We start from the raw sequence: 9,819 nt of genomic DNA on the forward strand, positions 1-9,819 counted from the left end.
GCTTCCTGTTCCTCTCGGCGTTCTTCCACTTCGTCATCGCCTCCCCGTGGGGCTTCCCGCGCTACGTCGGCGAGCTCGAGCGAGGGCGCAACCGCTTCCGTTGGGTGGAGTACTCCCTGTCGTCGACGCTGATGATCGTCCTCATCGGGCTCGTCACCGGCATCACCGACCTCGCGGCACTGATCGGCATCGCGTTCGCCAACATCGCGATGATCCTCTTCGGGTGGCTCATGGAGGTCTCCAACAACGGCCTGATGCACGGTCGCGACCAGTCGCCGGCCCGGGGCGAGCGGGCCTGGTGGACACCGTTCTGGTTCGGCTGCGTCGCCGGCATCGGCCCGTGGCTGGCGATCGGGGCGTACCTGTGGGCCTCGATCGCTGTGCTCGACGGCCAGGGCCCCCCGGGGTTCGTCTGGGGCATCCTCATCAGCCTGTTCGTGCTGTTCAACACCTTCGCGCTCAACCAGTGGCTCCAGTACCGCCAGGTCGGGCGCTGGCGCGACTACCTGTTCGGTGAGTGGCAGTACGTCATCCTCAGCCTCGTCGCGAAGTCCGTCCTCGCGTGGCAGATCTTCGCCAACACCCTCATCCCCACCTGAGCGGTCCCACGACGGGCCCCTTCCCGGTTCACCCCAGGGGCAGGCCGAGCAGGGCGTTCTCGACGACCTCGGCCAGGGCCGGGTGGATCCAGTACTGGCCGCGGGCGACCTCGTGGGCGTGCTGGCCGAAGCTCGCCGCCTGGATGAGCGGCTGGATGAGCGTGGAGGAGTGCGGACCGACCGCGTGGGCAGAGAGGATGCGGCCTTCGGGGCTGGCGTGGATGGTGAGGAGGCCGGTGGTGTCCTCGAGCGCCCACCCGTAGGCGGTGTCGCCGAACGCCTCCGTCGCGCTGACATACGTCGTGCCAGCGGCATCGAGGTCGGCCGAGGTCGGGCCGAACGCCGCGACCTGCGGGTGGCCGAACACCGCGTGCGGTACCGGCCGGTCATCCGTGCGCTGAACTGGTCCCGCACGTCGTCCGAGGTCGACTGCGAGGTTGTGCGCGACGATCCGCGCCTCGTGGTTGGCGACGTGCTTGAGCTGGTGAGGTGAGCAGACGTCGCCGAGCGCCCACACGGCATCCGCGGTGGTGCGCAGCTGTGCGTCGACGACGAGGCGACCGTCGGCGTGCACCTCCAACCCACCAGCCGCCGGGTCGAGACCGTCGGTGCTGGGGCGGCGACCGACGGCGAGCAGGACGACCTCGGCCTCGACGTGGGCGGGGCCGGACGCGGTGTCGAGGTCGATGCGCCAGACGCCGTCGGTGCGGTGCGCCGAGGTCGGGGTGGCGGACAGCCGCACGTCGTAGTGGTGCGCCGCGACCTGCGTGTACCGCTGCGCGATGGCGGGCTCGTGGTGCCGCAGCAGGCTGGGCCCGCGCTGCACCTGGGTGACCTGGACCCCCAGCGACGAGAACACGTGCGCGAGCTCGCAGGCGACGAACCCGCCGCCGATGACGACCATCCGCGGGGGCAGGGCATCCAGCCGCATGACCGTGTCCGAGGTGTGCAGGCCCCGGGCGGGGTCAGGGCTGCGCAGCCCCTCGACGGGCAGGCCGACGGCGTGCGCACCAGCGGCGACGACGACCCGGTCCGCCGTCAGCACCTCACCCGTCGACAACGCGAGCTGGCGCGGGCCGGTGAACCGGGCGTGCGCCGCGTACACCGTCGTGTGCGCCTGCAGGTCACGGTAGGCGCGACCACCCGCGGAGATCGCATCGAGTCGCCCGAAGATCCGGTCGCGGATGCCGGGCCAGTCCACCGTGGGCTGGGCGAAGGTGACGCCGAGGCGGGCGGCGTCCGCGGCATCCACGATGCGGTCGGCGGGGAGGACGAGCATCTTGGTCGGGATGCAGCCGACGTTCAGGCACGTCCCCCCGAAGGTGCCGCCCTCGACGATGGCGACGTCGAGGCCGTCGAGCTCGGGGGTCAGCAGCGAGTTCCCCGAGCCGCTGCCGATGATGACGAGATCGTGGTGCGGCATGGCGTCAGCGTAGGCGTGGTCGTCCACAGGCTTGCGCGCGGAGCCCGGTCGTCCACAGGTGGATGCGAGCGATTCGTCTGGCTGGGGAGCGCGGGTGAAGGTGGCTTCAGGGGGCGCGACCGGACGGCGGTCGTGCCCGGGGATGGCGAGGGGAAGCGCGTGGGCAAGGACCCGGTGGAGGAGTTGCAGCGGCTGTCGCGGGAGGCCGGTGCAGCGGCCGATCGGTTGCGGGAGCGTCGGGCGGCCGTCTCGAGGTTTGCCCTCGTCTGGTGGCAGGGCGGGGCCGCCCAGACCTATCGGGGGGCGGTCGAGCGGCGGGTGGCCGGGCTGGCGGCTACCGAGGCCGAGTTGCTGTTCGTCGCGCAGGCATGTCACGAACTGGCAGGGCTCTTCGCGGCCGAGTCTGCGGCTCGTGACCTCGGGTCGGGGCTGGCATCGTGAGGGTCGATGTCCGCTCCGAGACGCTCACCGCGGCGGCCCAACGGGTGCTCGCCATCGCGGACGAGCTTCGTGAGGATGCCGGGCGGCTCGCCGCCGTCGTGGCCGGGGTGGGGCCCCCGCGGGTGCGATCACCGGGTGAGGCCGTGCTGGTCGCCCGGTGGTTGGTCCTTGAAGGTCGGGCACTGGCCCTCATCGGGCCGGTAGGCCTGTGGGGTGATGCCCTCGAGCTCGACGGGCTGGCGGCTGCGCTGAGGTCCGCGGCTCGGATGTACGTCGAGGTCGAGCGGGGCGTCGCCGGGGTGCTCTCGGCGGTTGCCGCGGGCGCTGACGTCGCTGGTCGGGTCGGGTGGTTCGTCGACGGTCCGGTGAACGGCAGCGACCCGATCGTGCGGGCCGTGCCGTCGACGCTCACCGGCCCCTTGGTGGCTCATGGCGGCGTGACTGGTCGGGTGCTCGGGGTGGCCGACCTCGTTGCTGCGGGCGAGGGCCTCGACGGGGGGCGGGTGCGGGTTCTGGAGACGACCCGAGGTGACGGCGGTTCGGCGTGGGTCGTCATCATTCCCGGCACCCAGGAGTGGTCACCGCGGCCGGGGGCCAACCCCTTCGACCTCACCACCGACGTGCGCGCAGTCACCGGTGACGTGACGATCGCGGCGGCCGGGGTGTCCGCGGCACTGGCCCGTTCGCGAGCCGGGTCGGGGCGGTCCTCACCGCAGGATCCCGTGATGCTCGTCGGGCACTCGCAGGGGGGCATCCTCGCTGCGGCGCTGGCCAGCGACCCGGCGTTTCGGACCGGCAACCGGGTCACCCACGTCGTCACCAGTGGTGCGCCGGTTGCCCTCTTCCCGGTGCCGCCGACGGTGAAGGTGCTCTCGATCGAGCACGCCGATGACCCGGTGCCCGGGCTCGACCTCACCCCCAACCCGGGCGGTCAGTCGTGGACGACCATCGTGGCGCCGGGCGACGGACGGGGCGCGCCACTGGACCCTGACCGGCACCGCCTGTCCACCTACGTGCAGACCGTCCGGGCTGCCGAAGGTGCACCTCGGGGCGCAGTGCCCGGCCTCGACGTCTGGCAGGTCGGTGCTGGCGACGTCCTCGGCCGTCAGGTGCGCTCGGTTCACGACCACGTCATCGAGCGAGCAGGTGCCACGATGCCACCATGACCTCCGCTGCGCCCACCGCCATCTGGGTGACCCGGCTGCGGGCGGCTCGCCCAGTGGCAGACTCACGCCCGTGAACCCGTCCCAGGCCCTGTCGACCGTCGTGGTCGACGAGCTCGTCCGTGGTGGGGTGCGTGAGGTGGTCCTGTGCCCCGGGTCGCGGTCAGCGCCATTGGCCTACGCGCTCGTGGCGGCCGAGCGCGCCGGTCACCTGCGGCTGCACGTGCGGGTCGACGAGCGCAGCGCCGGGTTCCTCGCGCTCGGTCTGGCCCGCGGATCGCGGATGCCGGTCGCGATCGTCACGACATCCGGCACCGCCGTCGCCAATCTGCACCCTGCGGTGCTCGAGGCGCACCACGCAGGCGTCCCGCTCGTCGTCGTGTCCGCCGACCGACCCCACGAACTGCGCGGGACCGGGGCCAACCAGACCACGGCCCAGCCCGGGATCTTCGGCGGCTCCACCCGCTGGTCCGCCGACCTGCCGGCGCCGGTCGCACGCCCCGGGCTCGGGCCGTTCTGGCGCAGCACGGTGTGCCGGGCGCTCGCGGCGGCAGCGGGTCACATCGGCGGGGAGCCCGGGCCGGTGCACCTCAACGTCGCGTTGCGCGAGCCGCTGGTTCCGGACCTGGCCCCCGACGTGACCCCGGACCTGGTTGATGAGGCCGTCGGCGGCTCCGCCAGCGGCCAGACCAACGAGCCGACCCCAGACCCGACGGCCGACTGGCCCGACAACCTCGACGGCCGGGCGGACCGCGCCCCCTGGGTCCGCACAGGCGTGACGGAAGTGACCAACTGGTCACATCCGTCACACCCCGTCACCCCGCTGGAGGAGGTCGCGCGCACTCTCGTGGTCGTCGGCGACACCCGCGACCCCGCCCTCGGGGAGCGCGCCGCAGCCTGGGCCACCGAACGCGGCCACCCGATCGTCGCCGAGCCGTTCGGCACCGCCGCCCTGCGGGCCGAGGCGCTGCCCCACGGCCCCCTCCTGCTCACCGTCACCGACTGGCTCGACGCGCACGCCCCCGAGCGGGTCGTCGTCGTCGGGCGGGTGACCCTCTCCCGTGCCGTCGGGGCACTGCTGCGCCGGCCCGGCCTGGTCGTCGAGGTCGTCACCGAGGGCAGCCAGTGGCCCGACCCGTCCCACGTCGCCGCAGCCGTGCACCCGCCGGCCGCCCTGCGCCTGGGGGGCCCGACCACTCCCGATGACGACCACGGCTGGGCGCATCAGTGGCGCAGTGCCGCCGCACGACTCGCGGATGCCGTTGCTGCGCAGCCGTTCCCGTGGCCGAGCGGCCTCGCGGTCGCCAGCGCCGTCGTCGACGGCCTCCCCGGTGACGGCGTGCTCGTGCTCGGCCCGAGCAACCCGGTGCGCGACCTCGACCTGGCCGTCGCGGGCCCGATCACCGACGAGGTGCTCGCCAACCGCGGGCTCGCCGGCATCGACGGGGTGGTCTCCACCGCGGTTGGTGTCGCCCTGGCCCGCGACCTGGTCCCGACCGTCGCGCTGGTGGGCGACCTGACCTTCCTCCACGACACCAACGGGCTGCTCATCGGGCCGGGGGAGCAGGTGCCCGACCTCACGCTCGTCGTCGTCAACGATGACGGCGGCGGCATCTTCACGACCCTCGAACCCGGGGCGCCCGAGCGGGCCGCCGACTTCGAGCGCGTCTTCGGCACCCCGACCGCAACCGATCTGGGGGCACTGTGCCAGGCGCACGGCATCCGGCACGAGGTGGTGGCGACCAGCGCGGATCTGACGGACGCGGTCGCCCAGCCGCACCACGGCATCCGGGTCGTCGAGGTGCGGGTCGACCGCGCCACGCACCGGGCGGCGCACACCGACCTGCGCACCCTCGCCGCGACCACGCTCAGCGACTGATTGCACTCCAGCGACCGCTGAGAGGTGGCTGGAGTGCAGTCAGTGCGGATGCGGGGTGGTCTAGGGATGCCGGGGGGCGATTTCGGGCGCGCGCCCTCACCTTGCGACAATGGTGGGGTGTCACAGACCCCGCAGCGCACCGATGTCCTCGTCGTCGGCGCCGGGCCGGCCGGATCATCGGCGGCAGCGTGGGCTGCGCGTGCCGGCCGCGACGTCGTGCTGGCCGACGCGGCCGTCTTCCCCCGCGACAAGACCTGCGGCGACGGGCTGACCCCGCGCGCCATCGCCGAGCTCGACCGCCTCGGCCTGGGGCAGTGGGTGCGTGAGCACACCGTCAACCAGGGCCTGCGCGCCCACGGCTTCGGGCAGACGCTGCACCTGCGCTGGCCCGGCGGTTCACTGCCCGACCACGGGTCGGCGGTGCCGCGCACCGAACTCGACGACCGCATCCGCACGCAGGCGCTCGATTCCGGCGCCACCGGGGTCGAGGGGGCCAAGGCCGTCGATGCGCGGATCGAGGGCGGGCGCGTTCGCGCGGTCACCTTCACCAAGGGCGCAGAGACCTTCGAGATCGAGTGCGAGCGCCTCGTCGTCGCCGATGGCGTGCGGTCCGGGCTGGGCAAAGTGCTCGGGCGGCAGTGGCACCAGGACACCGTGTATGCCGTGGCGGGTCGCTGCTACGTCGACTCGGCCCGCGCCGACGACCCGTGGATCAGCAGCCACCTCGAGCTGCGATCCGAGACCGGCGAGACCCTTCCCGGGTACGGCTGGATCTTCCCGCTCGGTGGTGGCCAGGTGAACGTCGGCGTCGGCACCCTCGCGACGACCAAGCGCCCCGCCGACGTGGCGATCAAGCCGCTGATGAAGCACTACACCGACCTGCGCCGGGACGACTTCGCGCTCACCGGTGAGCAGCGGATGCCCACGAGCGCCCTGCTGCCCATGGGCGGTGCCGTGAGCAATGTCGCCGGGGCGAACTGGGCCCTCATCGGCGATGCCGCCGCGTGCATCAACCCGCTCAACGGCGAAGGCATCGACTACGGCCTCGAGACCGGCCGGTTGCTCGTCGACCACCTCGACGACGACCTGTCGGTGGTCTGGCCGGCGCTGCTCCAGGAGAACTACGGCGAGGCCTTCTCGATCGCGCGCCGGCTCGCCGGGGTGTTCACGACGCCGAAGATCCTCAGCGCGCTCGGCCCGGTCGGGATGCGCAGCGACTGGCTCATGACGCTCGCGCTGCGCTGGATGGGCAACCTCATCACCGAGGAGGACCGCGACCGCTCCGCCCGGGTGTGGCGCTGGGCCGGCCGGCGTTCCGTGGCGGTCGACGCACGCCCGCCGTTCAGCTGACCCGCTCTGGGTGCCGGGTGGGGGTCAGGCGGGCCCGGATGCCGTGAGCGCGTCGCGCATCGGTACCAGCTTGGCCGACGACTCCGCGACCTCGTCCTCGGGCACCGAACCGGCGACGATGCCGCACCCGGCGAACAGCCGCATCCGTGAAGGATCGGTTGCCGACACCTCCCCGCACCGAAGCGCGATCCCGAACTCCCCGTCGCCAGAGGCGTCGATCCACCCGACGGGCCCGGCGTAGCGGCCCCGGTCCATGTGTTCGAGCTCGGCGATGACGGCATCCGCGACGGGTGTGGGCGTGCCGCACACGGCCGCCGACGGGTGCAACGAGGCCGCCAGTGCCAGGGCGGATGCGTCGTCGACGAGCACCCCGGCGACGTCGGTGGCCAGGTGCATGACGTTGGACAGGTGCAGCACGAACGGCACCTCGGGCACGTTCATCGACGAACAGTGCGGCGCGAGGGCGTCGGCCACAGAGCGCACCGCGTACTCGTGCTCCTCGAGGTCCTTGCTCGAGCGGGCCAGGGATGCCGCGAGCGCCAGGTCGTGGTCGTCGTCGCCGGTGCGGCGGATCGTTCCCGCGAGCACACGGGAGGTGACCAGCCCCTTCTCGCGGCGGACGAGCAGCTCAGGTGTGGCCCCGACGAGGCCGTCGACCGCGAACACCCACGTGGTGTCGTAGCGCTCTGCGAGGCGGTGCAGCAGCCACCGAACGTCGAGCTCGCCGGTGGTGGACACCTCGAGGTCGCGGGCGAGCACCACCTTGTCGAGGTCGCCGGCGGTGATGCGCTGCACGGCATCCGCGACGGCACCGGCCCACTCGGCGGGGGAGAGGGAGCCGTCGGCGAAGGCGACGTCGGCCGGGCCCTGGGGGGCCGGTTGGTGGGTCAGCTCGACACCGCCAGGGACCGCGGGGGTGGTGTCGACCGTGACCGTCGTCAGCCAGGCGGCCCCGCCGCGGACACCCACGACGACCTCAGGGACGACGAGCGTGGCACCGGCGGGCGAGGAGGCGGCATACGAGATGGAGCCGAATGCGATCGGCCCGGTACCCGGGCGGCGCACCTCGTCGCGCACGACGGCATGCGCCATGAGGCCGGACCACCACTGGTCGAGCTCGGCCATCCGGTCGGGGCCGGATGCCGTGTGGCTGGCCGCGCGGCCCCACCCGACGACCCCTTCGCCGCGTCGAACCCAGGAGCACAGGTCGCGGGCGCCGCGGGCGGGCAGCAGTGCGAGCAGCGCCGTGCCGAGCTCGGGGGGCAGGGGCACGGTGCGCGAGACGAGGGGCGCGGCGGAGGCGACGGGGTCGCTCGGTCGGTCACCCGCGGGCAGCGAGGTCATCGCGCAGCAGAATACGGCCCCGGCCGTTGCAGGTCCGAACCCGGGCGGTGGGACGGATCTGACCAATTGGTCACATCTGTCCCAGCGCTGGGGTCAGTGGGGAGGCAGGGGGGCGCAGTCGGGTGCGGGGAAGGTGGGAGGATGGCCCCCATGAGCCGCGCCTCCCTCGACAAGGACCCCCGCGACGTCGCCGCGATGTTCGATGACGTCGCGAGCAAGTACGACGTGACCAACGACGTGCTCTCGCTGGGCCAGGACCGCCTCTGGCGCCGCGCGGTCGTCGCGGCCTGTGAGGCCGTGCCCGGGCAGGTCGTGCTCGACATCGCCGCGGGCACGGGCACGAGCAGCGAGCCGTTCGCCGACTCCGGTGTCGACGTCGTGCCCGCCGACTTCTCGCTGGGGATGCTGCGCGTGGGCCACCAGCGCCGTTCGGACCTCGGCTTCACCGCGGCCGACGCGATGCACCTGCCCTTCGCCGACGAGTCCTTCGACGTCGTGACGATGAGCTTCGGTCTGCGCAACGTCGCCGATCCGGATGCCGCGCTGCGCGAGTTCCTGCGCGTCACCAAGCCGGGTGGTCGCCTCGTCATCTGCGAGTTCAGCCAGCCGACGAACAAGGCCTTCCGCACGGTGTACTCGAACTACCTCATGCGGTCGCTGCCCGCGGTGGCACGCAAGGTCAGCAGCAACCCCGAGTCCTACGTCTACCTCGCGGAGTCCATCCAGGCCTGGCCGGCGCAGCGCGGCCTGGCGCAGCGGGTGTCCGGGGCCGGCTGGCGCGAGGTCCAGTGGCGCAACCTTTCTGGCGGCATCGTCGCCCTCCACCGGGCCACCAAGCCGACCGGCTGACCGCGGCCGCACCTCGACGTCAAGAGTTAGGGCCGCCTAAGTAAAAGGTCGCCGCGCGGCCGTCCTAGACTGCCGCCGATCGTGAAGAGATTCACAAGCACCCTCACGGCGTTCGCACGCCGGTCCGGAAACGCGTTCACGGCGTGCGTCCGGACCGACTGTCGAGCGTCGCCGGGTGAGGCGTAGGTCACTCCCCCTAGGATGGCCGGGACGCTGTCTGTTGTTCGGCCGTGCCAGCCCGATGTACCTGAGCACCGAAAGGGGAGTTGTCACCTCGATGAGCAACCCCTACGCACCGATTTTCATCCTGCTCGCGCTGGGCTTCGGCTTCGCCGCGCTCTCCGTGGGCACCAGCCTCGTCGTCGGCCCCAAGCGCTACAACCGCGCCAAGCTGGAGGCCTACGAGTGCGGCATCCAGCCCACGCCCCGCGCCGCCGGTGGTGGCCGCGTCCCGGTCAAGTACTTCCTCACGGCGATGCTCTTCATCATCTTCGACATCGAGTCGATCTTCCTGTACCCCTTCGCCGTCGCCTTCGACTCCCTCGGCCTGTTCGCGCTCGTCGAGATGGTGCTGTTCATCCTCACCGTCTTCGTCGCCTACGCCTACGTGTGGAAGCGCGGCGGGTTGGAGTGGGACTGATGACCACCGCCCGGATGCCGTCCGCACCCCTGTTCGTGCACCCCACCTCACCGACCGCTCACCCCAAGGAGGGCTGATGGGACTCGAGGAGAAGCTGCCCGCCGGCTTCGTGCTGACCACGCTCGAGAACG

At 72.4% G+C, this 9,819-nt stretch carries 9 protein-coding genes; 7 read left to right on the forward strand and 2 right to left on the reverse strand.

Annotated elements, in window-relative coordinates; genetic code table 11:
* On the forward strand, positions 1-599 hold a 599-nt coding region (gene heR, locus PLL68_RS10115; RefSeq protein WP_324533703.1), incomplete at its 5' end, for a heliorhodopsin HeR.
* 28 nt (positions 600-627) lie between these two features.
* On the opposite strand, the gene PLL68_RS10120 is transcribed toward heR, so the two are convergent.
* On the reverse strand, positions 628-2,022 hold the full coding sequence (locus PLL68_RS10120) for a mycothione reductase (protein ID WP_324533705.1): 1,395 nt from the start codon (positions 2,020-2,022) through the stop codon (positions 628-630).
* 159 nt (positions 2,023-2,181) lie between these two features.
* Between PLL68_RS10120 and PLL68_RS10125 the strand changes: the two genes are divergently transcribed.
* The 4 genes from PLL68_RS10125 to PLL68_RS10140 all read left to right on the forward strand — a co-directional run bounded on the left by PLL68_RS10125 (position 2,182) and on the right by PLL68_RS10140 (position 6,855).
* Positions 2,182-2,463: a hypothetical protein gene (locus PLL68_RS10125; protein ID WP_324533707.1), complete on the forward strand. Its 282-nt coding sequence runs from the start codon at positions 2,182-2,184 to the stop codon at positions 2,461-2,463.
* Positions 2,460-3,629 (forward strand): PGAP1-like alpha/beta domain-containing protein, encoded by a 1,170-nt coding sequence (locus PLL68_RS10130; protein WP_324533708.1) that lies wholly within the window; start codon positions 2,460-2,462, stop codon positions 3,627-3,629. The genes PLL68_RS10125 and PLL68_RS10130 overlap by 4 nt, the downstream gene beginning before the upstream one ends.
* Before the next feature lie 70 nt (positions 3,630-3,699).
* Positions 3,700-5,505: a 2-succinyl-5-enolpyruvyl-6-hydroxy-3-cyclohexene-1-carboxylic-acid synthase gene (gene menD, locus PLL68_RS10135; RefSeq protein ID WP_324533710.1), complete on the forward strand. Its 1,806-nt coding sequence runs from the start codon at positions 3,700-3,702 to the stop codon at positions 5,503-5,505.
* Between the two features lie 117 nt (positions 5,506-5,622).
* A complete protein-coding gene (locus PLL68_RS10140) occupies positions 5,623-6,855 on the forward strand; it encodes a geranylgeranyl reductase family protein (protein ID WP_324533712.1) in 1,233 nt (410 codons plus the stop codon).
* 24 nt (positions 6,856-6,879) lie between these two features.
* Here PLL68_RS10140 and PLL68_RS10145 read toward each other — a convergent pair whose 3' ends face one another.
* Entirely contained in the window at positions 6,880-8,199 is a 1,320-nt protein-coding gene (locus tag PLL68_RS10145) for an isochorismate synthase (RefSeq protein ID WP_324533714.1), read from the reverse strand.
* A gap of 150 nt (positions 8,200-8,349) precedes the next feature.
* Between PLL68_RS10145 and PLL68_RS10150 the strand changes: the two genes are divergently transcribed.
* A complete protein-coding gene (locus tag PLL68_RS10150; RefSeq protein ID WP_324533716.1) occupies positions 8,350-9,048 on the forward strand; it encodes a demethylmenaquinone methyltransferase in 699 nt (232 codons plus the stop codon).
* Positions 9,049-9,325: 277 nt separating this feature from the next.
* Positions 9,326-9,688 (forward strand): NADH-quinone oxidoreductase subunit A, encoded by a 363-nt coding sequence (locus tag PLL68_RS10155; RefSeq protein WP_159901293.1) that lies wholly within the window; start codon positions 9,326-9,328, stop codon positions 9,686-9,688.
* The last annotated feature ends 131 nt before the right edge of the window (positions 9,689-9,819 follow it).

The organism is Ornithinibacter sp., from assembly GCF_035443565.1.
Classification (GTDB): domain Bacteria; phylum Actinomycetota; class Actinomycetes; order Actinomycetales; family Dermatophilaceae; genus Fodinibacter.

Excerpts from the sequence above, each read along its gene's own strand:
- PLL68_RS10120 (WP_324533705.1), bottom strand. The coding sequence starts at position 2,022 with ATGCCGCACCACGATCTCGTCATCATCGGCAGCGGCTCGGGGAACTCG.
- PLL68_RS10145 (WP_324533714.1), bottom strand. The coding sequence starts at position 8,199 with ATGACCTCGCTGCCCGCGGGTGACCGACCGAGCGACCCCGTCGCCTCC.
- PLL68_RS10150 (WP_324533716.1), top strand. The coding sequence starts at position 8,350 with ATGAGCCGCGCCTCCCTCGACAAGGACCCCCGCGACGTCGCCGCGATG.
- PLL68_RS10155 (WP_159901293.1), top strand. The coding sequence starts at position 9,326 with ATGAGCAACCCCTACGCACCGATTTTCATCCTGCTCGCGCTGGGCTTC.